The organism is Azospirillum oryzae (genome assembly GCF_900177515.1).
In the GTDB taxonomy this organism is placed as follows: Bacteria; Pseudomonadota; Alphaproteobacteria; order Azospirillales; family Azospirillaceae; genus Azospirillum; species Azospirillum oryzae_A.
On the sequence record NZ_FXAK01000007.1, the window covers coordinates 1,032,445 to 1,054,062 of the forward strand.

Sequence of the window (21,618 nt, forward strand, 5' to 3'; positions counted from 1 at the left end):
TGATGGCCGGGAAAACCGAAAAATTTTCGGACACGTGAAGGGTGAGGTGGAGCTTTGGCTCACTACCTTGCGAAGACACCCTTCAAGTTTTCAGATTGGTATGCTAATGAAAAAGTCTCTTGGGATCGTAATGGCGCATTGGGAAATTTTGATCAGCGCTGAGCTACCAACTTACTTTTCGGCTCGTTATCGATTTCCGATAAGTCACTTCTTTCTCCAGAGGGGGAGGATTGTGAGTCGAGATCCTTCAATTTGGTGCCTAGCGAAAACTCTAATCCTTTAATCTCGCCGTCATAAATCCAGTCCTGCGTTATTCCCCAGCGCTCTTTTAGCGTTGAGATATACCACGGCCTGACGAGAGCTTTTCCTCTTTCCCAGGAAGATAGAACGTCTTCCGAGACGTTTGTGAGCTGGGCAAATTCCCGACCAGTTACATACCCCAACGCTTCGCGTGTGGCTCGCAATCTGCGTCCGGCCGCGACCGCATAGGCCTTTTCTGATTTGAGAGGCATCGATTCAGATTCCATCAGTGAGATGGAATCATCCCCGACATCAGCGGGAACCTTGTCCGAAGAATTCCCGTTGACTTGTCCGAAATATTTTCGGACTGTCGGTGTATGCTCACGCACGATCATGTCATATCCGCTTTCGGTGGCGGCACGAACATGGCAGCGGCCTTGGAGGCCGAAGGCAGCCCTGTTGATCGTGAAGCCGTCTACAAGTGGCGGAGGAACGGAATTCCACCGCGTTACTGGGGGATTGTCGCGCGTGCAGCTTCTCGCCTTGGCCTTCAGGGCATCACTCGAGAGGCGCTTGAAACCGCTCAACCATCCAAAGGCCCGCGAGTGCGGCGTTCACGCGCTCTTCCTGCGCTGTCGGTCAACGGGTAGTCGGGGAGACGTATGCACATGTGCGAAGATCACCAGTTGTTTATCGGGGAAGCATCGCTCGTATTCCGCGCTCTGCGCAACAGCCAAGCTCATGGGATTCGACCGGCGGTGAGGCCTGAGAAGTTAGGTGTCGGCCGATTGTTTCGGTCAATCGGGGGCCTCCCGAGTTCTTCTTCCTTCTCACCTGTGTGGTCCTCTTCCGCATGGGCCTTCGGTTCGCTCCCGGTCTTCCCTTGTCCGTGGCCGGGATGTGATCGCGGCCGGCGCCATTTCCAGCCGGCGCCGGCCGCAGCTCTGTACCTGGGGAGGCGTGATGACCGGGCTTGATCGATCCCATCTGACGCCTGCCCAGCGCGCCGTGCTTGATGCGTGGCCGGCCTTCGAGGCTGCCGCAGCGGTGAAGTGGGCGACCGTCGACAAGGTGGTGCGAACACTCTGCAACGCGCATTCGCTGGCCGAGCTGGACGAAAGGGAAGCGATCGAGCTGGCGGCGCTGCTGCGCCGCGGGACGGCGCGTCTGCACACTCTGGCATCGTTGCGGATGGCTACCGCTGGCGCTGCCACACGAGGACGTGAATGACCGCCCGCGGGCGACCGTTACGCCTGCGAAAGGATCCGAGATCTATCTGTATCACCGGGAGCTGTGCCGCGGCGGCGGTGCAACTCCATCGTGCCGGCCAGCGTCATGTTGCCGCGCGAGGCCCGCCGGTAGACGGAGCGGTCGTGTCCGCGACCGCCCCGGAGTCTACCGCTGCTGATGTCAAACAGGTTGCGCTCTGCGCGGCGGCTGCCACGCGAGCCCATTGCCGTCTTCGACCAACGAAAATTAGGTGCGTCATGCCGTTCATGGAAGTCAGCCAGATAGGCCGGAATGGCGCACGGAAGTATGGGTTTGCGACCATGAGTGCCGCCGCATCGATCCGCCTCGACCGCGCTGTGCCGGTGCCGCTGTTATGCTCCCCCCACTGTGGTCGAATTCTGCGGCAGCCCGGATCCCCTCATACAGCGGGGGCGGCATGATCCAGGCGGAAAAGCGTTCTCCCTTCTACCTGCTGCGCGAGCTGTTCCAGGACGCGCTGGGCCTCGCGCCCGGCCTGACCGACAAGCGCCGGGTGCTGGCGCTGCTGCTGGTCAGGCGCAGCGACGAGTCGATCTTCGTCCGCTGCGGCGAGCTGGTGGCGTGGATCGGCGCCGACAAGCTGGCGCGGGCCATGCGGTGCGACCGCCGCACCGTTCAGCGCGGCCTGTCCTGGCTGCTGGGTGCCGGCATCATCGAGGTGGACCGAAAGGGCGGCGGACGCGCCCGCTCCACCCGCTACCGCTTCAGCAAACAGTGGCTGGGGGCGACCGCCGTCCAGCTGGAAAATTGCGGCATCGCCGAAGCCTATGGTCTGCCCGATGATCTGTTTGCCGTGGCAAACGGCGGCACATATGCCGCAGTTGCCGCCCGGTTCAGCGGCGATACTGCGGCGGATGGGTGGCAGGGGGCGGGGCAGGGTGGCCGAAACAGCGGCTTGGTCGCCGCAGTTCCGGGCGCAAACAGCGGCATGATGGGCGGCAGCGCAGAGAACAGCGGCGCCACTGCCACAGTATCCGGGCAAAACTGCGGCGCGTTTTCGGAAGACGGCGGAGAAACTGCGGCACTGGCGACCGCAAACTGCGGCAATTCAGCCGGAAACTGCGGCGCAGCTCTGCCGCCCGAAATAGATCTAAATAATAGAAATAGAGACGCGCGAGCGGTGAAAACTGCGACAGGCCAGAATCCTGACCGCCGCCAGCGTCACCTTCCTCTTCCCATTTCCGGCGGACGTTCTGCGGCGGAAGAATCCCAGGGCTATCCGGGGGCCGAGCGGAATCGTGGCTGGCAGCCGAGAATCGTGCAGAGAGCGGCTGAGATTCTGGGCGACGCCCAGCGCGCGATCCTGGCGGTCGAGTGGCTGGAGGATGCGCAGAAAGAGCGGCTGCGCGACGGCTACCGGCCGAAGGCGGAAGAACTGGAGAAGTGGCTGGGCTGGGCGCTCGACCGGGTGGACGGGGCTGGTGGATTGGCGCCGGCCGGTGAGCTGCCGCCGGATCTGGCGCAGGCGGTCCAACTGGCCGCCCAGCAGGCCGTGCGCGACGTGCTTCCGTCGATCGTGCCGACGCTGATCCAGGCGCTTCAGCAGCAGCTTCAGGGTGGCGGGGCGGGCACCGTGGCTGCCTGAGAAACGGCGGCATGGTGCAGCAGCTCGCGCTTGGCGGGGGAGGGGGCAGGGATGGGCGGCTCGGTCGGAAAAGGCACAGGAAACAGCGGCGCACTGCGGCGGGGCGCGCGGCCATGAGCCGGGCCAGCCAGCAGCTGCCCCTGGATCTGGGAGTGCCGCCGCGCACGGCGCGACGCCGACCGGTGCAGGTCCAGCCGGAGGAGCCGGGCGTGTACCGCGCCGTGGAAGCACTGCGCGCGGCCGGGCTGCGGGTCTACCGGAACGGCGCGCTGCATCTGGTCGACGGGAAGCTGCTGACCACGGCGGAGCTGATGCGTCTCTTCCACGCCCACCAGCGGCGGGAACAGGGCAAGGCCGACCGCTGAAGCGGCGGCACGAATCGGGTGTCGCCGTTCTGCCGACAGCGCGGACCGGCGGCGTGGGGAAACGCGAAAGTGTTCACGCGTGAACGCTTTGGGGGCCGGACATGAAGACGATCCTGGTGGTGCAGGGAAAGGGCGGCGGGCCGAAGACGGCGACCGTACGAAATCTGGCGGTGGCGGCCGCGACGGCCGGGCTGCGGGTGGGGACGCTGGACACCGATCCGCAGGGCAGCCTGACGCACTGGCACAGCCTGCGCCCGGCCGACATGGCGCCGATCGCCGGCGAGCAGCGCGTGTTGGGCGAGGTGACGGAGCGGCCGACGCCGCAGGGCCTCGACCTGCTGGTGATCGACACGCCGACCGCGGTGGAGTTCTTCCCCGAATCGACCGCCCTGCTGTTCGACGCGGCCGACCTGGTGCTGGTGCCGGTGCGGCCGGGACCGGAGGACTTGGTCAGCATGCAGGCCATGCTGCCCTACCTGCACAGCCGGCGCCGGCCGATGCGGCTGCTGCTGAGCCAGATCCAGCCGCGCCTGCGCGAAACCGCCGACGCACGCGCCATCGTTGCCACCATGGGCACGCCGGCGCCGGTGGAGATCCCGCTCTTGCAAGAGGTGCCGCGCAGCTTCATGGCGGGGCTTGGCACCGCCGAAATCCCCGGCACCCGCACCGGCCCGCTGTTCCGCGACCTGTGGGCCTATCTGTCCGCCGAGATGGGAGTCTGACGATGGCACCGACCGCCCGCAGCCTGGGGAATGCCCGCCTGTCCATGCTGGCCAAGCCGCGCCCCCTGACCACCCGTGCCGAGTTCGCCGCCGACATCCGCCGGGAATGGACCAACGCGTTGGAGGCCACCGTGGCGGTGGGCCGCCGCCTGAATGAGGCCAAGGAGGCGCTGCCGCACGGCGAATACGAGGCGATGGTAACGAACGACCTTCCGTTCAGCACCTCGACCGCCCGCAAGCTGCGCGAGATCGCCGCCTTCGTTGATGAGGGCAAGGTGCCGCTGGACCAGCTGCCGGAAGCGATGGGCACCCTCTACGCCATCGCGACGCTGCCGGACGAGACGCGCCAGCAGGCACTGGACGCCGGTACGATCCACCCGGCGGTGACGCGGGCCGAAGTAGCGGCGCTGAAGCCGCCAGCCCGGCCGGTCGAGGTGATCGCACTGTCCACCCCGCCGGCGCGTGAGCAGTCGCCACCGCGTGAGTCACGCTTCGCGGCGGCGCTGTCGCTCCCCTGGCACACGGATCCGGACGATCCCGGCGCCATCACTGTCGAATTGGACGGTGTGCGCCGTTACCTGCTGGTGATGGTGGCGCCCGATCCAGCGGCGGCCGACGTGGTGCGGCATGTTGTGGAGTTGCATAACGCAGCAGTTCAGAGAGGAGTTCGCTGAACTCTGATCAAAAAGAACGCGGCGGGCCGAAGCCCGCCGCACATCTTGTGCCGCAAAGGGATAAATCCCCGCGACGTGTTAACGGAAGGACCCCGATCCCCCAGCGGCTAAGCAAGGTGATTGTCTTTCCGCGAGAAATATCTCATAGGGGATTGATGCTGTCAACTAGGTTGTGGATCTTTTGGTCCTAGACACACTAAGGATGCTTTATCACAATTCCTCTCTTCACATGCGAGCGCGGTCTGATTGTTCGCATCATGTGCGGGAGGAAGTCCTTCGTGTCCAAACGTCTCCGCTATCGACTCGCCTTGGATCTCGGCACTAACAGCATTGGGTTCTGTCTGCTCGATCTGAACGGGGATGGCCGGCCCTGCGGAGTGCGCCGCATGGGCGTTCGCATCTTTCCAGATGGCCGGGATCCAAAATCGCAGCAGTCATTGGCGGCCGATCGGCGCTTGGCGAGGTCGATGCGCCGGCGCCGGGATCGCTATCTTCGTCGGCGCAAGGCTCTGATGAACGCCCTGGTCGCCGCCACCCTGATGCCGGCGGACCCGAAGTCGCGCAAGGCGCTGGAGGCGCTGGACCCCTACGAGCTGCGCGCGGCGGCGGTCGCCGGCCCGCTGTCGGCCCACCAGCTCGGCCGCGCCCTGTTCCATCTGAACCAGCGCCGGGGCTTCAAGAGCAATCGCAAGGCAGCCGGAGATGAGAATGAGGCGGGCAAGGTCAAGAGCGGCATTTCCGCCCTGAAGGCCGAGCTGGCCGCCAGCGGCACCGGTACGCTCGGCCAGTGGCTCGCCGCCCGCCATGCCAATCGCCAGCCGGTGCGGGCAAGGCTGACCGGTACAGGGGCCAAGGCGGCCTACAGCTTCTATCCGGACCGCGCACTGGTCCATGAGGAATTCCAGGCGATCCGCGCTGCCCAGGCGCCGCATCATCCCGGTGTCACCGCGGAACAGTGGGACCGGATCGAGAGCGTCATCTTCCACCAGCGCCCGCTGAAGCCGGTGAAGCCTGGCAAATGCACCCTCTATCCGGAAGAGGAGCGGGCGCATTGGGCGCTGCCCATCGCCCAGCGGTTCCGCATCCTGCATGAGCTGCACAATCTGCGCATCGTCCGGCCGGGGCAGGGGGAGGAGGGGCTGTCGCCGGCCGACCTAGACCGCTTCTATGACCGGCTGTGCCGCAAGGGCGATCTGACCTTCAAGACGCTGGCCAAGGAGCTGAAGCTTCCCCCCGACGCCCGCATCAACCTCGAGGATGACAAGCGCGACCGGCTGAAGGGCGACGCCACCGCTGACGCGCTGTCGGCCGAAAAGGGCAAACGCCGGCGAATCGGCGCGGCTTGGCACAGCTTCCCGGCCGACCGTCAGCGCGAGATCGTCGGCCGCCTGATCGATGCCGAGGATGAAGGCGAACTGGCCGCCTGGCTGGTGGAGGAGCTGGCGCTGCCGTGGGAGGTGGCGATCCTGACGGCCGAGCGGCCGGGCCTGCCCGACGGCTATTGCCGACTGAGCGAAAAGGCGCTGGAGCAGGTGGTGCCGCTGATGCACGAGGAGCATCTGCCCTATGACGAGGCGGTGCGCGCGCTCGGCCTGCATCACTCCGACCATCGCCCGGACGAGCTGCTGGACGAGCTGCCCTATTACGGCCTGCCGCTGGAGCGCTTCATCGCCTTCGGCACCGGCGAGGCGGACGACCCGCCGGAGCTGCGGATCGGCCGCTTTCCCAATCCGACCGTCCATGTCGCGTTGAACGAATTGAAGCGGGTGGTGAACCGGATCATCCGGCGCTGGGGCAAGCCGGAGGAGATCGTGGTCGAGCTGGCCCGCGATCTGAAACAGAGCCGCGCCGACCGCGACAAGACGCAGCGCGAGCAGGCGGACAATCAGAAAAAGAACTGGACGCGGACCCAGCAGCTTCGCGAATTGGGGATGGAGCCGACCGGGGAGGCGCTGCTGCGGCTGCGGCTGTGGGAGGAACTGCCGCGGATCGGCAGCGCCCATGTCTGCGTTTATACCGGCCAACCGATCAGTATGACGCAGCTGCTGCAAGGCGATGTGGATGTCGATCACATCCTGCCCTTCAGCCGGACGCTGGCCAACGGCGCCGACAACAAGATCGTCTGCCACCGTCGCGCCAACCGCATCAAGCGCAACCGGACGCCGTGGGAGGCGTTCGGCGTTGTCGCCGCCGACGGCTATGATTGGGCGGCCATCGCCGAACGCGCCGAGTCGCTCCCCAAAAACAAGCGTTGGCGCTTCCTGCCCAATGCGATGGAGCGGTTCGAGGACGAGCGGGGATTCATCGACCGGCAGCTGGTGGAGACCCGGCACCTGTCGAGGGTTGCCCGCGAATATCTGGGCTGCATCGTGCCGCTGGAAAAGGTGCGGGCCGCCCCCGGCCGGTTGACAGCGATGCTGCGCGGCCGCTGGGGGCTGAACTCCATCCTGTCCGACGCGAACCTGAAAAACCGGTCGGATCATCGCCACCATGCCGTCGATGCCGCCGTGTTGGGGGTAATCGACCAGCGGTTGGTGCAGAGTGTGGCCGACGCCGCCAAGCGGGCGGAAGAGAAGGAATTGGAAAAGCTGTTCGACGGCCTGCCCGATCCGTTCGATGGATTGCCCGGCCTGTCCTTCCGCGAGCAGGTCCAGGAGAAGGCTCAGGGGATTATCGTGTCCCACAAGCCCGAACATGGTTGGCAAGGCCGGATGCACAATGACACCGCCTATGGTCCGGTTGAGCGGCTGCCCGACGGAACCCATCGGGTGGTAACGCGCAAGCCGTTGGGGTCGCTTGCCGAAAAGGATTTCGTGAACATCCGCGACCGCGTCCTTGCCGCGGCGCTGGAACGCCATGTCGCCGAACAGGCGGCGCAGGGGCGCAGCCTGGGCGAGGCGCTGTCCTGCTTCACCTGGACGGGGGGAGAGGTGCGCCGGGTCCGCATGCTGGACAAGCTGGGCAGCCCTGTCGCGGTCCAGGACGATGATGGACAAACCTTCAAGCTCTACAAGGGCGACAGCAACGCCTGGTACGAGATCCTGCGCGATGGGCGCGGGCGTTGGACGGGGCGGATCGTTAGCACCTATGAGGCCTATCGGCTGCATGCCGAATGGCTGGCCGAGGGGGGGGACGGCGAGCGGAACGATGCCGCTTTCCCGGACTGGGCGGCACGCCGGCTGTGCGCCGGCATCGGCACGCCGCTTTTCCGCCTGTTCAAGGGCGACATGCTGGCCTTCGGAACTGCGCCGAACCGGGAAATCATGAGGTTGGTCAAGTTCTCGGAAGGACAGATCGTTTTCGCCGGCCATCGCGAGGCGGGCAACCTCAAGGCGCGTGACGCGGACAAGGACGACCCATTCAAATACCGAACCTGTTCTCCCGATGCCTTGCGCAAGGCGCGGGCGCGGCCGGTGGGGGTGGATCCTGTCGGCTTCCTCCATGATCGCGGTCCGCTGGAGTAGGTCATGGCAAGCGCCGCCGGAGTTGTGGTGGAGGTGGCCGAGGACGGGCGACATCTGTCGCTCGACCGCGGCTTTATGGTGGTGTCGGAAAAGGGGCGCGAGCTTGGCCGCGTTCCGCTCGACGACATGGCGGTGCTGATCGCCACCGCCCATGGATTGACCTATTCCAACAACCTGCTGCTGGCCCTGCTGGAGCGGGATTGCTCAGTCGTCCTGTGCGGGCGCAATTTCGCACCGGCGGCCGTCCTTTGGCCGCTGGACGGCCATCACATCCAGGCCCAGCGCATGCGGGCGCAGGCGGACATCACCGATGCGTTCAAGCGTCGGCTATGGCAGGCCATCGCCCGCGCGAAGGTCCGCAATCAGGGGGCGATTCTCCAGGCGCTCGGCCATCCCGCCGGCGCCTTCGAGGAGCTTGCCCGCAAGATGCGGACTGGCGACCCGGAGAACATCGAGGCGCAGGCGGCGCGGCGCTATTGGCCCTTGCTGTTCGGACCGGATTTTCGCCGCGATGCCGAGGAGCCGAGAATCAATGGGCTGTTGAACTACGGCTATGCGGTGCTGCGCGGCGGTACGGCGCGGGCGACCGCTGCCGCCGGTCTGCATCCGAGCCTTGGCCTGAAACACTCCAACCGCTCCAACCCCATGTGTCTCGTCGACGATCTGCTGGAGCCGTTCCGGCCGATGGTGGACATCGCCGTTCACCGCATGGTCTCGGATGGGTTTCTGGAGGTCGATCGCGAGACGAAGCGGATCCTGGCCGGGCTGCTGGTGCAGGACTTGCGAACGGACGCCGGGGTGACGCCGCTGACCACCTGTCTGTTCCGGCTGGCGACATCGCTCGCGCAGGTTCTATCGGGCGAGCGTCAGGTTCTCGATCTTCCGCTGTCGCCGCTTCCCCTCGAAATCGCTCGTGGACCGTCAGGCAAGGAGGGCGCGCATGTCACTCAGCGCGTATCGGCTCATGTGGATGATGGTGATGTTTGACCTGCCGACTGTGACCAAGTCCGATCAGAATGCGGCAAATCGGTTCCGAAATTTTCTGTTGGATGAGGGCTTCGAGATGTCGCAATTCAGCGTCTACATGCGCTTTTGCGCCGGCACTCCGCAGGTCGAGGCGCGAATCGGACGGATCAGATCCAACCTGCCGAAGCGGGGAAAGGTGCAGATCCTGACCTTCACCGACCGTCAATACCAGACGATGGTGTGTTTCGACACGCGCACGAAACAAGAACCCGCCGCGAAATACGAACAGTTCAAGCTGTTTTGACGGGCATCCGATGGAAGGTCTTCAGAAAAGAAACCCGGATAACCCGTTTTGTTTCAGTGGGTTATCCGGGGTCCGATTGTAGCCGCTGGGGGATCGGGGTCCAGCCGCAACGCAACGAGCGGCTGAACCCGACCTGCCCGGATTGTAGCCGCTGGGGGATCGGGGTCCAGCCGCAACCGAAGTAACGAGAACCAGGAAGGTCACCAAATTGTAGCCGCTGGGGGATCGGGGTCCAGCCGCAACTCTTTGAACAGGAGGGCATGACCGTCCTTGATTGTAGCCGCTGGGGGATCGGGGTCCAGCCGCAACACGGCCGACGCCGTACGCTCTAAGTCCTGTATTGTAGCCGCTGGGGGATCGGGGTCCAGCCGCAACAAACCGAAGGTCGGCCCCAATGCCTCCGGTATTGTAGCCGCTGGGGGATCGGGGTCCAGCCGCAACGTGCCATGCTTGGCGATGTTGTCGTCTAGCATTGTAGCCGCTGGGGGATCGGGGTCCAGCCGCAACGTAGAGCGGTAACGGGCACATGCTGGGGGGATTGTAGCCGCTGGGGGATCGGGGTCCAGCCGCAACGCCGGTATCGTGGTCGTGGTGGTTTCGGTCATTGTAGCCGCTGGGGGATCGGGGTCCAGCCGCAACGAACCATTCAGCGACCACCGCAGGCGCTCGATTGTAGCCGCTGGGGGATCAGGGTCCAGCCGCAACAACACCGACGTCGGGCGCTTGGTGTTCACCATTGTAGCCGCTGGGGGATCGGGGTCCAGCCGCAACCCGTACATCCGGGCCTTATCTTCCGGCACCATTGTAGCCGCTGGGGGATCGGGGTCCAGCCGCAACCCGTACATCCGGGCCTTATCTTCCGGCACCATTGTAGCCGCTGGGGGATCGGGGTCCAGCCGCAACATCTCCCCAGCGCGTCACTGCCTAGCCGCTATTGTAGCCGCTGGGGGATCGGGGTCCAGCCGCAACGAGGCCTTCGGTGCCCTGGCACTGGACGAAATTGTAGCCGCTGGGGGATCGGGGTCCAGCCGCAACAAGAAAGCCGATCAGCCCCACAGGTCGATGATTGTAGCCGCTGGGGGATCGGGGTCCAGCCGCAACTTATTCAGGGCGTCCCTTTCGAGGTCCATTATTGTAGCCGCTGGGGGATCGGGGTCCAGCCGCAACGAGACGACGGCGTGCCGCTCTCCGTGGCACATTGTAGCCGCTGGGGGATCGGGGTCCAGCCGCAACTGATCCGCTGAAGGACTTCCTTGCCGACCTATTGTAGCCGCTGGGGGATCGGGGTCCAGCCGCAACCGCTTGCGCGGGGGCCCCTCCCACTCCGCCATTGTAGCCGCTGGGGGATCGGGGTCCAGCCGCAACTGACGGGCTAGGGACAACGCCCGGATGACGATTGTAGCCGCTGGGGGATCGGGGTCCAGCCGCAACTCGGCGTTGCTCAATGCCGCCTGATACTGCATTGTAGCCGCTGGGGGATCGGGGTCCAGCCGCAACTATGTCGACGCCAAGGGCAACGCGATTCCGATTGTAGCCGCTGGGGGATCGGGGTCCAGCCGCAACGGTGAGGTGGCCTTTGTCGTTGTGTGGTGGATTGTAGCCGCTGGGGGATCGGGGTCCAGCCGCAACCGATCCATCCTGATCACGTCGCCGGACAACATTGTAGCCGCTGGGGGATCGGGGTCCAGCCGCAACTCGTCATGGCCTGGACGTGGGCTTGCTCCCATTGTAGCCGCTGGGGGATCGGGGTCCAGCCGCAACCTGGCGGTCCAAAGGCACCGTTATCACGCCATTGTAGCCGCTGGGGGATCGGGGTCCAGCCGCAACCGGCACGTTAGATGCCCCACCAGAACCACCATTGTAGCCGCTGGGGGATCGGGGTCCAGCCGCAACTGCCTACGGCTCCGGGCCTTTGGCGCATGATTGTAGCCGCTGGGGGATCGGGGTCCAGCCGCAACGTTGCCGAGATGATCCGCAAAATACAGGCGATTGTAGTCGTTGGGGGATCATGAGCAATCTTGCAGAGGGCAATGCAACAATCAGCAAGGAATTGGTAATCCTTTTGGGCAAACAATCCTAAATCACCCGGCGAGTTGTCGACGCGCCGGGGTTTTGCCCGGAGGTTTCCATGTCCAAGCCCGCGTCGCTGATGCCGTTGTTCCTCGCCTATCAACAATTGGCCGGCTGCGCGGAGTGCGAGGCGGCCGACCGGCTGCGGGGCACTTTGGAGCATGCTCTGGCGGCAGGCGAGGTGGTTTCCGCCGACGATCTGTTCGCCAAGGCGCGCTATCTGCAGGATTGCGGACGGATCGACCCTGGCCTGATTCCGATGGAGGCCCTGGACACGCTGGTGGCCGGGGTGGCCCGGCTGCTGGGGCCGGGCTTGTCCCAGGCGGCGGCGTGAGGGCTGTGAACCATGGCCTTAGCCTTTGCCCACTGCGACACCCGCAGGCGTCTCGACCTTGAAACCCTGGTGACCTGGGCGCTGCGCGATCAGCAGGCCGACCGCGTCCAGTCCGGCCTTTTCGACATCGAGGCTGCGGCGAATGACCATGGATGGGAACCGCAAGGCGTGAGCGGCGACGGTGTGGCCGAGCTGCTGCGCCGGCATGAGACCGGTGACCACGTGGACGGCGGTGGCCCGGTGCGCGGCATCGCCGTGACGGTCCATCCCGATGCCGAGGCGGTCGCCAACGCGGTGGGGTGGCTGGAGCCTTGGCAACGGCGCCTCGTCCGTTTCCATGGGCGATCTGGCACCCGGCCGGACTGGCTGCCGCTGGTGCCGCTCATGGTGGCGGTGAAGCGGCCGAGCGAAGCGCGCGGCCGCTACCGGCATGTCACGGCCGAGCGGTGGGAGTTCGTACCGACCCGTTCCGAGCTGGCCAAGCGCTACCTGCTGCGTGGCCAGTCGCTCTTCGATGCCCGAGGTCAGCGTCGGATCGTCGAGGAAGAACGAGGCTTCCATTTCCGCACCTTCGGCGATGGGCGCCGGCAGGTGCAGGTGAAATGGTGCCCGCTGGAGCCGGCCCATAGCGATGCCGAGATCGTCGAGGCCAACACCGACTATGCCGGCTGGCATGCCGGCATGGCGAAGTTGCTGGACCGGATCGGGCGCTGGGATTTGCGCGATCATGTGCTCACCGGCTTCACCGCACCAGCATCGCCATGGGAAAATATTCCTTGACGAAAAGTCAATTCCTTGACAGGGTGAGCGGGACGAATTGCGTGTGAACGAAGGCCCGCCCGGCAGATGCCGCGGCGGGCCTTCTGCTGTCCGGGGGCTGGCCATGCGGACCGAATGGGACGGCGTGCTGTGCCTTCAGCTCGGCCCGGTGGATCGTCACTTCGTCGCGCGCATCACCTACCAGGGCGGACCCTTCCGCGCTGACATCGAGGCGATCGAGATCCAGACCCCGCAGGGCTGGATCCGGGCGCCCTGGCTGATCGAGCTGGTGGAGGATTGCGCGCCTCTCTTCGACATGCTGCGCGATCATGCCGCCGGCCGTGTGGCCGATGCGCGGGTGGTCGCGCGGCTTTCCTGACAGGAAAGCAGGATGGACGAGCTAATCCGCGAGGCGGTCGCCGCCGGCGCCGGCCTCACCCGTGGCAACGAGCCGGCGGCGGTGTGCCCGTCGGATGGGGCCGTCGAGTTCTTCGGCCAGCAGGTCGCGGCGATGCTGCGCGAGCTGCCGGAGGACATGACCGTGGCCGAGCTACGCGACGCGATCGACGGATGAACCTTCCCGTCCTTCCAGGCGATCCGGCCGGACAGGACGTCAGCGACGCCCGCCAAGCCCCGGCGCTGCGGCTGGACCGCATCCAGGAGCACCTGCTGGACGCCTTCTATGCCGGGCGCTCGGCCAACACGGTGCGGGCCTACCGGCGGGATCATGAGGATTTCCGGACCTTCGTGGCCCGGCAGGATGGGCTGGCCGCCTTCGCCACCACCGCCGAGCAGGCGGTGCGGATGCTGCTGGCGGTGGAGCACGGGCAGGCCAACGCCTTGGCGCTGGGCTACCGAAACGACATGGTGCGGCGCCAGCTCCAGCCCGCGACCGTCAACCGTCGGCTGGCGGCGTTGCGGTCGGTGGTCAAGCTGGGCAACACGCTGGGCCTGGTCAGCTGGGCGCTGGACGTGGAGAACGTCGACACCGTCACCTACCGCGACACGCGGGGGCCGGGGCGGGACGGCGTGCGGGCCATGGTGGCGCAGGCCAAGGAACGGACCGACGCCAAGGGCCTGCGCGATACGGCGATCGTCCGGTTGCTGCACGACGTGGCCCTGCGCCGCGGCGAGGTGGTGTCGCTGGACCTGGAGCATTACGAGAGCCGGCGCGGCACCGTCGCAGTGCTGGGCAAGGGGCGGACCCAGCGCGAGCGGATCACCCTGCCGGCCGCCTCCAGGACGGCGCTCGATGCATGGATCGCGGTGCGGGGGAAGGGCCCCGGACCGCTGTTCCATCGCCTCGATGCCGCCGGCCGAGGCGAGGGGCGCCTGACCGGCGCCGCCGTGTACCAAATCGTCCGCGAGCTGGGCGCCGGGGTGGGAATCGCCACCCGGCCGCACGGGCTGCGGCACTCGGCCATCACTGCGGCGCTGGACGCCAGCAACGGCAACATCCGGGCGGTTCAGCGCTTCAGCCGGCACCGCAACGTCCAGACCCTGCAGATCTACGACGACAACCGCGCCGATCTGGCTGGCCAGATAGCGGCGCTCATTGCGGAGGATTGACATGGGCGAGACTGTCGCCGCTCCGGTGCGCAGGGTGCGCACCCAGGACCAGGCAGCGGCCGTTGTCGGCCGGATCGGCGCTGCGCAGGCGCAGCTGGGCCGGCTGAAGGCCTCGCTGGACGTGGCGGTCGCCCAGGCGAACCTCGCCTACGAGACTGCGGCGGCACCGCTGCGGACGGCGATCGCCGCCGACACCGAGCTGCTGCGCGGCTACTTCGACGCCAACCGGGCCAATCTGCTGACCGGGGCCAAGAAGTCGGTGGCGCTGTCCACCGGCATGATTGGTGTGAAGAAGACGGCGGCCAAGCTGGTGGTGGGCGATGTCGACGCGCTGCTGAAGCGGCTGGAGGAAGACCGCAAGTTGCGGCGCTTCATCCGCACCAAGAGCGAGGTCGATCGGGCTGCGCTGCTGGCGGAGCCGAAGGTGGCGGTGACCATCCCCGGCGTCGTCATCGAGGGCGGGGACGACGCCTTCTTCGTCAAGCCGCTCATGGTGGCGACTGCCTAAAACCAAGCTTGCGAAAATCAGCATTATCGCAAGCTGACCTCTGAAAAACGGCTGAAATCAAAGGGTTCCGTGATGACCTCCCAATCCGTGACGATCGGCGCCGCGACGCTGATGCTGGGCGACTGCATCGACCGGATGCGGGAGCTTCCCGACAGCTCGGTCAGCCTGGTGCTGACCGACGTTCCCTATTCCAGCGGCGCCACCCGCGAGGCCGGGCGCACCGCCTACGGCAAGACCATGACGCGGTCGACCAAGGGCGGCGTTGGTGACCGGTGGTTCGGTTCCGACAGCCTGAGCACGCGCGGCTTCCTCCACCTTCTGCGCAGCTGCGCCATGGAGTGGCAGCGGGTGCTGAAGCCGGGCGGCCATGTGCTGGCCTTCATCGACTGGCGCATGGGCGATCATCTGGCCGATGCCGTCGACGGGGGAGAGGCCGCGCTGTTCCTGTCCGGCCAAGCGGCCGACGCCATGGAAAGCGCCGACCTGAAGCGGGTGGGGCTGCTGGTGTGGGACAAGACCTATTTCGGCATGGGGACGCACTTCCGGCACCAGCACGAGCTGATCCACCACTTCACCAAGGGCAAGGGCACCGAGCCGCTGCGCCGGAACGTCGCCAACGTGCTGCGCCATGCGCCTGTGCGGTTCGGCGCCCACCCGACGGAGAAGCCCGTTGGGCTGCTGGCCGAGCTGATCGGCACCGTGTGCCCGCAGGGCGAGACGGTGCTCGACCCGTTCTTCGGCAGCGCGTCGGCCGGCCATGCCGCGCTAACCACGGGCCGGCGTTTCATCGGCATTGAGCGCGACCGGCGCTATTTCGAGGCCGGCTGGCAACGGCTGGCCAACCTCACCGAGGAACTGGCGGCATGACCATGCACCTGGAGGACGTGATGCACGGCCTCACCACCCGCACCGCTGCCGATGGGGTCATCGTCACGATCGGCGGCACCATGGGCTGGTGGCTCGACGCCCTGCATGGGCCGGCGCAGGAGTTGGCCTTCTGGGGCACGGTGGCGCTGGTGGTCGGGCGCCTGGTGCTGCTGGCGCTGGACTTCCGGGACCGCTTCCGTGGTCGGTCCAAAGTGTTCACGCGTGAACACTTTGACGGCGGCGCCGACCCCAGACAGTGAAGGGATGTAGGCTTATGTTCGTGGCTCACGGACGGGCGGGCAGCCAGCCTATATCGTCGCAGTGAGGGCATCCGCTGCCATCGCAATGCGGGCAGATGATCCAGTCGTCGTTGTTCCACCGGATCACGACTTCACCATCGCAGCGGCCAGAGACAGTTTGCGTCACGCATCCATCGATGACGGGTGCCAGCGAATAGTATGGTGTTCCGCAAGTCAGGCAGCGGGCAATTGGCTGCTTCTTCTCGGTCATAGCAGCCTCCAATGGTTCAGACTGCATTAACACTAAGAATATCAACCTGCCGGCGGAAGTTGTCTAAGACCACAGTGTCGCATGCGCTTGCATGAGAACCACGAGCGAGCCGCTGAATGGAGCATTCACAGATTGGCTGACGCACGAATTCATGCATCAGCCCAGCGGGTTAAGGCAGCCATCCGCCAGTACGGCGACCAACTCACCCGGTACGCATTGCCGGTTGCGCTGACCAGAACAGCGCAAGACGCAAAGCTGGCGGTGCAGCGGGCGCTGCCGGAGACCTTCGACCGGCCGACGCCCTACACCGTCAACGCCACTTTCGTCCGGCCCGCCACCAAGGCGGCCCCGGTGGCGTGGGTGGGCTTCAAGGACGACTGGGGCAAGGGCACGCCGGCGGCGCGCTACCTGCTGCCGAACGTCGAGGGCGGGCCGCGCCGGGACAAGCGGATGGAGCGCCAGCTGCGGGCCGCGGGCCTGCTGCCGGCCGGCATGTTCGCCGTCCCGGGCGAAGAGGCCAGCCTCGACGCCTACGGCAACATGCGGCGGTCCGAGGTGGTGCGCATCCTGTCGCAGACCCGGGCCTTCGGGGAACAGGGCTACACCGCCAACCGGAGCGACAGCGCCCGCAGCCGGAAGAAGCGGCGGCGCAACGGCTACTTCGCCGCTCTGCCCGGCAACGCCGGCGGGCTGCCGCCGGGCATCTATCAGCGCGACGGCGCCGACGCCCGGCCGGTGGTGATCTTCGTTCGGGCGCCGAGCTACCGCCCGCGCTTCCGCTTCCACGACATCGTCGAGCGGGCGGTGCGGGCCAACATCGGTCGGCGGCTGGAGGAGGCGGTGCGGACGGTCAACGCCCGCTTCGCCGCCCGGCGGTGACCGGCCGACCGGCGGCCGCGGGTCCTTCCGGGGGCACCCCCCGGCGAGGGTAATTCGGGCCGCACCGGTCCACCCTCTAAGAAATTTTTGAATCGAGGTTTTTGTTTATGTCCAAACCGGGCCAACGGGTGAACCGGGCGGAGCTGGCCGACCTGTTCGGCGTCAGCCTGCCCACCGTCGACGCGTGGGTGCGCGACGGCTGCCCCTTCGCGGAGAAGGGGGCCAAGGGCCGGGAATGGGCATTCGAGACGGCCGACGTCCACCGTTGGCTGGTGGACCGTGCGGTGGCCGACGTTGCCGCCGGCTACGAGGGCGAGATCGGCGTCATCACCGCCGACGAGGCCAAGCGCCGCAAGGCGGTGGCCGATGCGGTGGTGGCCGAGATCAAGGCCGACGAGGCCCTGAACGAGGTGGTGAACCGCCACGAGGCCGCGGCCGACGTCGCCGGCTTCTGCATCAGCCTGCGCACCGGCCTGTCCAACGCGGTGGCCAAGATCGCCGGCCGCGCCGCGGCGATGACCGGAGCGCCGGAAATACAGGCGATGGCGGAGAAGGAAATCAACCAGGCCTTCGACGCCGCCCGCGACGAGCTGGTCAAGAGCTGGGGCGATGAGCCGGGGGCTTGAAGCCGCGGCGCGGGTCAGCGCCCACCGTCACGGCGATTACCGCACCGGACGGGGCGAGCTGCGCACGGCGCTGCTGGCCCTGTTCGAGGGCAGCCTGAAGTTCCAGGAACGCATGAGCGGTTCCGTGTGGGCGGAACGCTTCGGCTGGATCCCGAAGGGCACCGGGGCCGAGCACGGCAAGGTGACGCTCTACGGCTACCAGCGCGGGCTGGTGGACCTGATGTGCGATCCGACCGTGCCGCTGCTGACGGTGCTGAAGGCGGCGCGCGTCGGCTACACGCGTTGCGCCACGCTGGCGGTGGGCTACCACCTGCACCAGGACCCGACGCTGTGCGCCATCGCCCAGCCGACGATCCCGGATGCGGAAGATTTCGGCAGCGGCGAAATCGCGCCGATGCTGCGCGACACCCCGGTGCTGAAGCCGCTGATGCGGCCGACCCGCAAGGGGGAGAAGCAGGACAACGCCACCTTCTACCAGCTGAGCAACGGCGCCAGCGTGCGGGTGGTCGGGGCCGCGTCGGACGATGCCTTCCGCCGCTACTCGGCCCGCTTCCTGTTCGCCGACGAAATCGATGGCGATGGCTGGACGCCCGGGGCCAAGACCCAGGGCGACAAGCTGAAGCTGTTCTGGACCCGCGGTGAAACCTTCTGGAACCGCAAGCAGGTGCGCGGCTCCACCCCGCTGCTGTTCGAAACGAGCCGGGTGTGGAAGCTGTGGCTGGCGTCGGACCAGCGGCGCTACTTCGTGCCGTGCCCGCAATGCTCGGATGCCGCCGGCCACCTCGACGGCTGGCAGTATCTGGACTGGGGCGGGCCGGACGTGCCGCACGGGCTGAAATGGAGCCTGGACGCCGAGGGCACCCTGGACAAGGTGTGGTACGTCGGCACCTGCGGCTGCATCATCGAAGAGCGGCACAAGGCGTGGATGGACGCCAACGGCGAATGGCGCCCGACCGCCAAGGCCAAGGTGCCCGGCCATGTCGGCATGCATCTGTGGACCGGCATGTCGCTCAACCCCAACGCCGCCTGGACGGTGATCGTCCAGGAGTGGCTGGAGGCGCAGGCCGATCCGGCCAGTCTGGTGCAGCCCTTCATGAACCTGCGGCTGGGCCGCCCCTACCGGGCGACCTACGGGCAGGAGGTCAAGAGCAGCAGCTTCATCGACCGCATGGAGCCGTACCCGGCTGAGGTGCCGGCGGCTGTCGAGTTCATCACCGTCGGGGTGGACGTCCAGTCCGGCACGGTGAACCCGCGCCTGGAGGCCTCCGTCTATGGCTGGGGCCGCGGGCTGGAGGTCTGGCTGATCGGCCATTTCGTCTTGGCCGGCGATCCGGCCAAAGGCGAGGTGTGGGCGGCGCTGGACGATGGCGTGCTGCTGCGCCGCTACCGCAAGCCGGACGGCACCACGCTGGACGTGCGGGCCAGCTGCATCGACAGCGGCGGCCACCACACGCAGGAGGTCTATGCCTTCGCCAACAAGCGCCGCTCCCGGCGGGTGTGGGCGATCAAGGGCCGCTCGGAAAGCCGGGGCCAGCGGGGCAAGGTCTGGCCGCGCAAGCCGTCCAGCAAGCTGGGCCATGTCTGGTACATGATCGGCGGCAACGCCGCGCGTGACTGGGCCTATGGCAGCCTGGCGGTGGACAAGGCCGGGCCGCGCCATGTGCATTTCCCGCAAGCCGCCATCGACGGCGCCCGCGAGCTTGACGAGGAGTTCTTCGCCCAGCTGACCCGCGAGCGGCTGATCGTTCCGCGCGGCCAGCAATACACGGTGTGGCAGAAGCCGGCCGAGGCCCATGAGGCCGGGGTGTGCTTCGTCTACGCCTACGCCGCGGTGTGCGGCCTGCAGGCGCTGTCCGGCAAATACGTGAAACTGGGCGAGGCCGACATCGAAGCGGCACCGGCTGAAGCCGGGGAGGCCGCCGGCGAGGCTGCCCGAACCGCCACGGAGTCGACACCGGTCGATGCCATCGCCGCGGCGGTGGAGCGGGCACGCCGGCTGAGCCGGCCGGCCGCAGCCGTCCAACCGGTGGCGCCGGCGTCGCCGGCCTCGACCGACAAAGGGGAACTCTACCTATGACCGACGTCACCACCCTGGAGGCGTGGCTCGCCGACGCGCGGGCCGCGTACCACGCCCTGCAGCTCGGCCAGCAGAAGGTCAGCGTGCGTTTCGGCGACCGCGTGGTCGAATACGCCCCGGCCAACGTCGCCCAGCTGGCCAGCTACATCGCTTCGCTGGAGCGACAGATCAATGCGGCCAAGGGCCGGCGCGGGCCGGTGGTGTCGCCCTATGTCCGGATGATCGGCTGATGGCCACCGCTCCCGTCATCCTGGACCAGCACGGCCGCCCGATCGCCCAGGCCGAGATCCGCCGCGCCCGGGCGCAGGCGGCCATGGGCGCCTTTCTCGCCGGATCGGGCAACGCGCCCGAGCTGCGCGACTGGACGCCGGCGGCGGGGTCTCCCGATGCCGACCTCGATGGCGATCGCCAGACCATCGTCGCCCGCGCCCGTGACCTGGAGCGTAACGACGCCCTGGTCTCCGGTGCCGTCCAGTCGCTGAAGGACAGCGCCATCGGCTTCGGGTTGGATTTCCAGTCGATGCCGGACTACCGGGCGCTGGGCATCAGCCGCGACCAGGCGCAGGACGCCGCCCGGCGGATCGAGTCGATCTGGCACGAGTGGAGCGAGGACCGCGACTCCTGCGACGTCACCGGCCAGCTGCCCTTCGGCGCGATGCTGCGCCAGTCGGTGCAGTCCGACCTCGTTGCCGGCGAAAGCCTGCAACTGGCGCTGTGGCTGCCGGAGCGGCAGCGCCGGCTGGGCAGCCGCTTCGCCACCGTGATGCAGACGGTGGAGGCCGACCGCCTGTCCAACCCGCAGGACCGCATCGGCGATCCGCGCCTGCGCGACGGGGTCGAGATCGACGAGTATGGCGCACCCGTCGCGTACCATATCCGCAGCAGCCACCCGGGCGACCTGTTCATGCCCTGGGCGATCGCCGCGGCCGATTGGCAGCGGGTGCCGCTGCGCGGGCCGGGCGGCCGGCGGGTGGTGATCCACTCCTTCGACCAGAAGCGGCCGGGCCAGCACCGCGGCGTGTCGGTGTTCGCGCCGGTGATGACCGAGCTGAAACAGCGCGCCCGGTTTCAGCGGGCCGAGCTGCAGGCGGCGGTGGTCAACGCGGTGATCGCCGCGGTGCTGGAAAGCCCGGCCGACGGGCAGACGCTGTTGGACCTGTTCGGCGACGCCAACAGCTACATGGACATGCGCAACGCCCAGCCGTCGGTGCAGCTCGGCATCGGACCGGGCGGCGCCATCCCGCGGCTGCTGCCCGGCGAGACGCTGAAGGGCTACTCGTCCAACCGCCCCAGCGCCGGCATGGACGGCTTCGTCACCACGGTCAGCCGGCTGATCGCCACCGGCATCGGCATGACCTACGAGACCTTCATGCGCGACTTCTCCAAGACCAACTACAGCTCGGCCCGCGCGTCGCTGCTGGAGGGCTGGCGCTTCGTGCTGTTCCTGCGCATGCACAAGACCTTGACCTGGTGCCGGCCGACGCTCGACCTGGTGCTGGAGGAGGCGGTGTGGCGCGGCTACCTCGACCTGCCGGGCTTCTCGGAAAGCCGGGCCCGGCGGCAGGCCTGGCTGCGCGGGGTGTGGCGCGGTCCGGCGCGCGGCTGGGTGGACCCGGTCAAGGAAATCACCGCCGCGGCGATGCGGGTGCGGCTCGGCATCTCCACCCTGCGCGACGAGGCCCTCGACCAGGGCCGCGACCTCGATGACCTGCTGGACCAGATCGCGCTGGAGCAGGAGGCGCTGAAGGCGCGCGGGCTGACCCTGCCCGAGGTCAACTTCATGCCCACCCCGGACCAGCCCGAGCCGGCCGCCGCCGGCGCGTAACGGAG

At 67.1% G+C, this 21,618-nt stretch carries 24 protein-coding genes and 1 CRISPR repeat array; of the genes, 22 read left to right on the plus strand and 2 right to left on the minus strand.

All coding sequences use genetic code 11. The annotated features are described in order from the left end of the window. Window positions 1-152 precede the first annotated feature (152 nt). Complete coding sequence (locus tag B9N97_RS35035; RefSeq protein WP_143266747.1) at window positions 153-635, minus strand: helix-turn-helix domain-containing protein; 483 nt, start codon at window positions 633-635, stop codon at window positions 153-155. A 30-nt stretch (window positions 636-665) separates the two neighbouring features. Between B9N97_RS35035 and B9N97_RS37040 the strand changes: the two genes are divergently transcribed. The 17 genes from B9N97_RS37040 to B9N97_RS17475 all read left to right on the plus strand — a co-directional run bounded on the left by B9N97_RS37040 (window position 666) and on the right by B9N97_RS17475 (window position 15,956). Next, a complete protein-coding gene (locus tag B9N97_RS37040) occupies window positions 666-890 on the plus strand; it encodes a hypothetical protein (RefSeq protein ID WP_432264201.1) in 225 nt (74 codons plus the stop codon). 313 nt (window positions 891-1,203) lie between these two features. Further along, complete coding sequence (locus tag B9N97_RS17400; protein ID WP_085088910.1) at window positions 1,204-1,470, plus strand: hypothetical protein; 267 nt, start codon at window positions 1,204-1,206, stop codon at window positions 1,468-1,470. A gap of 436 nt (window positions 1,471-1,906) precedes the next feature. Continuing rightward, a complete protein-coding gene (locus tag B9N97_RS17405; RefSeq protein WP_085088912.1) occupies window positions 1,907-3,094 on the plus strand; it encodes a hypothetical protein in 1,188 nt (395 codons plus the stop codon). A 113-nt stretch (window positions 3,095-3,207) separates the two neighbouring features. Beyond that, window positions 3,208-3,459 (plus strand): hypothetical protein, encoded by a 252-nt coding sequence (locus tag B9N97_RS17410; protein WP_085088914.1) that lies wholly within the window; start codon window positions 3,208-3,210, stop codon window positions 3,457-3,459. Between the two features lie 101 nt (window positions 3,460-3,560). Then, window positions 3,561-4,181, plus strand: coding sequence for a ParA family protein (locus tag B9N97_RS17415; protein WP_085088915.1), 621 nt, complete (start codon window positions 3,561-3,563; stop codon window positions 4,179-4,181). Between the two features lie 2 nt (window positions 4,182-4,183). After that, a complete protein-coding gene (locus tag B9N97_RS17420) occupies window positions 4,184-4,855 on the plus strand; it encodes a DUF3102 domain-containing protein (protein ID WP_085088917.1) in 672 nt (223 codons plus the stop codon). A 257-nt stretch (window positions 4,856-5,112) separates the two neighbouring features. Continuing rightward, window positions 5,113-8,319 carry a type II CRISPR RNA-guided endonuclease Cas9 gene (gene cas9, locus B9N97_RS17425; RefSeq protein WP_085088919.1) on the plus strand — a complete coding sequence of 1,069 codons (3,207 nt, stop codon included), beginning with the start codon at window positions 5,113-5,115 and terminating at the stop codon, window positions 8,317-8,319. Between the two features lie 3 nt (window positions 8,320-8,322). Next, window positions 8,323-9,306 (plus strand): type II CRISPR-associated endonuclease Cas1, encoded by a 984-nt coding sequence (gene cas1, locus B9N97_RS17430; protein ID WP_085088921.1) that lies wholly within the window; start codon window positions 8,323-8,325, stop codon window positions 9,304-9,306. Further along, window positions 9,299-9,589: a CRISPR-associated endonuclease Cas2 gene (gene cas2, locus B9N97_RS17435; RefSeq protein WP_244560755.1), complete on the plus strand. Its 291-nt coding sequence runs from the start codon at window positions 9,299-9,301 to the stop codon at window positions 9,587-9,589. The genes cas1 and cas2 overlap by 8 nt, the downstream gene beginning before the upstream one ends. Before the next feature lie 75 nt (window positions 9,590-9,664). Beyond that, window positions 9,665-11,547: a CRISPR direct-repeat array (repeat unit 36 nt; unit sequence ATTGTAGCCGCTGGGGGATCGGGGTCCAGCCGCAAC). Between the two features lie 170 nt (window positions 11,548-11,717). After that, the gene (locus tag B9N97_RS17440; protein WP_085088923.1) at window positions 11,718-11,993 is read left to right on the plus strand and encodes a hypothetical protein; all 276 of its coding nucleotides are present in this window, start codon (window positions 11,718-11,720) and stop codon (window positions 11,991-11,993) included. 12 nt (window positions 11,994-12,005) lie between these two features. Beyond that, entirely contained in the window at window positions 12,006-12,773 is a 768-nt protein-coding gene (locus B9N97_RS17445; protein ID WP_085088925.1) for a hypothetical protein, read from the plus strand. 103 nt (window positions 12,774-12,876) lie between these two features. Further along, entirely contained in the window at window positions 12,877-13,131 is a 255-nt protein-coding gene (locus B9N97_RS17450) for a hypothetical protein (protein ID WP_085088927.1), read from the plus strand. Window positions 13,132-13,143: 12 nt separating this feature from the next. Further along, window positions 13,144-13,326 carry a hypothetical protein gene (locus B9N97_RS17455; RefSeq protein ID WP_085088929.1) on the plus strand — a complete coding sequence of 61 codons (183 nt, stop codon included), beginning with the start codon at window positions 13,144-13,146 and terminating at the stop codon, window positions 13,324-13,326. Further along, a complete protein-coding gene (locus B9N97_RS17460) occupies window positions 13,323-14,321 on the plus strand; it encodes a tyrosine-type recombinase/integrase (RefSeq protein WP_085088931.1) in 999 nt (332 codons plus the stop codon). Before B9N97_RS17455 ends, B9N97_RS17460 begins: the two co-directional genes overlap by 4 nt. 1 nt (window position 14,322) lies before the next feature. Further along, a complete protein-coding gene (locus B9N97_RS17465; RefSeq protein WP_085088933.1) occupies window positions 14,323-14,829 on the plus strand; it encodes a host-nuclease inhibitor Gam family protein in 507 nt (168 codons plus the stop codon). A 72-nt stretch (window positions 14,830-14,901) separates the two neighbouring features. Continuing rightward, on the plus strand, window positions 14,902-15,696 hold the full coding sequence (locus B9N97_RS17470; RefSeq protein WP_085088935.1) for a DNA-methyltransferase: 795 nt from the start codon (window positions 14,902-14,904) through the stop codon (window positions 15,694-15,696). Then, window positions 15,693-15,956 (plus strand): hypothetical protein, encoded by a 264-nt coding sequence (locus B9N97_RS17475; protein WP_085088937.1) that lies wholly within the window; start codon window positions 15,693-15,695, stop codon window positions 15,954-15,956. Before B9N97_RS17470 ends, B9N97_RS17475 begins: the two co-directional genes overlap by 4 nt. A gap of 25 nt (window positions 15,957-15,981) precedes the next feature. Here B9N97_RS17475 and B9N97_RS35040 read toward each other — a convergent pair whose 3' ends face one another. After that, complete coding sequence (locus B9N97_RS35040; protein WP_143266749.1) at window positions 15,982-16,206, minus strand: hypothetical protein; 225 nt, start codon at window positions 16,204-16,206, stop codon at window positions 15,982-15,984. 132 nt (window positions 16,207-16,338) lie between these two features. On the opposite strand from B9N97_RS35040, the gene B9N97_RS17480 reads away from it, so the two are divergent. The 5 genes from B9N97_RS17480 to B9N97_RS17500 all read left to right on the plus strand — a co-directional run bounded on the left by B9N97_RS17480 (window position 16,339) and on the right by B9N97_RS17500 (window position 21,613). Beyond that, a complete protein-coding gene (locus B9N97_RS17480; RefSeq protein ID WP_085088939.1) occupies window positions 16,339-17,085 on the plus strand; it encodes a hypothetical protein in 747 nt (248 codons plus the stop codon). A gap of 107 nt (window positions 17,086-17,192) precedes the next feature. Next, window positions 17,193-17,711 (plus strand): terminase small subunit, encoded by a 519-nt coding sequence (locus B9N97_RS17485; RefSeq protein WP_085088941.1) that lies wholly within the window; start codon window positions 17,193-17,195, stop codon window positions 17,709-17,711. Then, the gene (locus B9N97_RS17490) at window positions 17,695-19,788 is read left to right on the plus strand and encodes a terminase gpA endonuclease subunit (protein WP_085088943.1); all 2,094 of its coding nucleotides are present in this window, start codon (window positions 17,695-17,697) and stop codon (window positions 19,786-19,788) included. The genes B9N97_RS17485 and B9N97_RS17490 overlap by 17 nt, the downstream gene beginning before the upstream one ends. Continuing rightward, window positions 19,785-20,018: a phage head-tail joining protein gene (locus tag B9N97_RS17495; protein ID WP_085088945.1), complete on the plus strand. Its 234-nt coding sequence runs from the start codon at window positions 19,785-19,787 to the stop codon at window positions 20,016-20,018. The genes B9N97_RS17490 and B9N97_RS17495 overlap by 4 nt, the downstream gene beginning before the upstream one ends. After that, complete coding sequence (locus B9N97_RS17500) at window positions 20,018-21,613, plus strand: phage portal protein (RefSeq protein ID WP_244560756.1); 1,596 nt, start codon at window positions 20,018-20,020, stop codon at window positions 21,611-21,613. Before B9N97_RS17495 ends, B9N97_RS17500 begins: the two co-directional genes overlap by 1 nt. Window positions 21,614-21,618 lie beyond the last annotated feature (5 nt).

What these genes read in the sequence shown, in the direction of transcription:
- B9N97_RS35035 (WP_143266747.1), bottom strand. Translation starts at nt 635, where the DNA reads ATGATCGTGCGTGAGCATACACCGACAGTCCGAAAATATTTCGGACAA.
- B9N97_RS37040 (WP_432264201.1), top strand. Translation starts at nt 666, where the DNA reads ATGGCAGCGGCCTTGGAGGCCGAAGGCAGCCCTGTTGATCGTGAAGCC.
- B9N97_RS17400 (WP_085088910.1), top strand. Translation starts at nt 1,204, where the DNA reads ATGACCGGGCTTGATCGATCCCATCTGACGCCTGCCCAGCGCGCCGTG.
- B9N97_RS17405 (WP_085088912.1), top strand. Translation starts at nt 1,907, where the DNA reads ATGATCCAGGCGGAAAAGCGTTCTCCCTTCTACCTGCTGCGCGAGCTG.
- B9N97_RS17410 (WP_085088914.1), top strand. Translation starts at nt 3,208, where the DNA reads ATGAGCCGGGCCAGCCAGCAGCTGCCCCTGGATCTGGGAGTGCCGCCG.
- B9N97_RS17415 (WP_085088915.1), top strand. Translation starts at nt 3,561, where the DNA reads ATGAAGACGATCCTGGTGGTGCAGGGAAAGGGCGGCGGGCCGAAGACG.
- B9N97_RS17420 (WP_085088917.1), top strand. Translation starts at nt 4,184, where the DNA reads ATGGCACCGACCGCCCGCAGCCTGGGGAATGCCCGCCTGTCCATGCTG.
- cas9 (WP_085088919.1), top strand. Translation starts at nt 5,113, where the DNA reads ATGTGCGGGAGGAAGTCCTTCGTGTCCAAACGTCTCCGCTATCGACTC.
- cas1 (WP_085088921.1), top strand. Translation starts at nt 8,323, where the DNA reads ATGGCAAGCGCCGCCGGAGTTGTGGTGGAGGTGGCCGAGGACGGGCGA.
- cas2 (WP_244560755.1), top strand. Translation starts at nt 9,299, where the DNA reads ATGTTTGACCTGCCGACTGTGACCAAGTCCGATCAGAATGCGGCAAAT.
- B9N97_RS17440 (WP_085088923.1), top strand. Translation starts at nt 11,718, where the DNA reads ATGTCCAAGCCCGCGTCGCTGATGCCGTTGTTCCTCGCCTATCAACAA.
- B9N97_RS17445 (WP_085088925.1), top strand. Translation starts at nt 12,006, where the DNA reads ATGGCCTTAGCCTTTGCCCACTGCGACACCCGCAGGCGTCTCGACCTT.
- B9N97_RS17450 (WP_085088927.1), top strand. Translation starts at nt 12,877, where the DNA reads ATGCGGACCGAATGGGACGGCGTGCTGTGCCTTCAGCTCGGCCCGGTG.
- B9N97_RS17455 (WP_085088929.1), top strand. Translation starts at nt 13,144, where the DNA reads ATGGACGAGCTAATCCGCGAGGCGGTCGCCGCCGGCGCCGGCCTCACC.
- B9N97_RS17460 (WP_085088931.1), top strand. Translation starts at nt 13,323, where the DNA reads ATGAACCTTCCCGTCCTTCCAGGCGATCCGGCCGGACAGGACGTCAGC.
- B9N97_RS17465 (WP_085088933.1), top strand. Translation starts at nt 14,323, where the DNA reads ATGGGCGAGACTGTCGCCGCTCCGGTGCGCAGGGTGCGCACCCAGGAC.
- B9N97_RS17470 (WP_085088935.1), top strand. Translation starts at nt 14,902, where the DNA reads ATGACCTCCCAATCCGTGACGATCGGCGCCGCGACGCTGATGCTGGGC.
- B9N97_RS17475 (WP_085088937.1), top strand. Translation starts at nt 15,693, where the DNA reads ATGACCATGCACCTGGAGGACGTGATGCACGGCCTCACCACCCGCACC.
- B9N97_RS35040 (WP_143266749.1), bottom strand. Translation starts at nt 16,206, where the DNA reads ATGACCGAGAAGAAGCAGCCAATTGCCCGCTGCCTGACTTGCGGAACA.
- B9N97_RS17485 (WP_085088941.1), top strand. Translation starts at nt 17,193, where the DNA reads ATGTCCAAACCGGGCCAACGGGTGAACCGGGCGGAGCTGGCCGACCTG.
- B9N97_RS17490 (WP_085088943.1), top strand. Translation starts at nt 17,695, where the DNA reads ATGAGCCGGGGGCTTGAAGCCGCGGCGCGGGTCAGCGCCCACCGTCAC.
- B9N97_RS17495 (WP_085088945.1), top strand. Translation starts at nt 19,785, where the DNA reads ATGACCGACGTCACCACCCTGGAGGCGTGGCTCGCCGACGCGCGGGCC.
- B9N97_RS17500 (WP_244560756.1), top strand. Translation starts at nt 20,018, where the DNA reads ATGGCCACCGCTCCCGTCATCCTGGACCAGCACGGCCGCCCGATCGCC.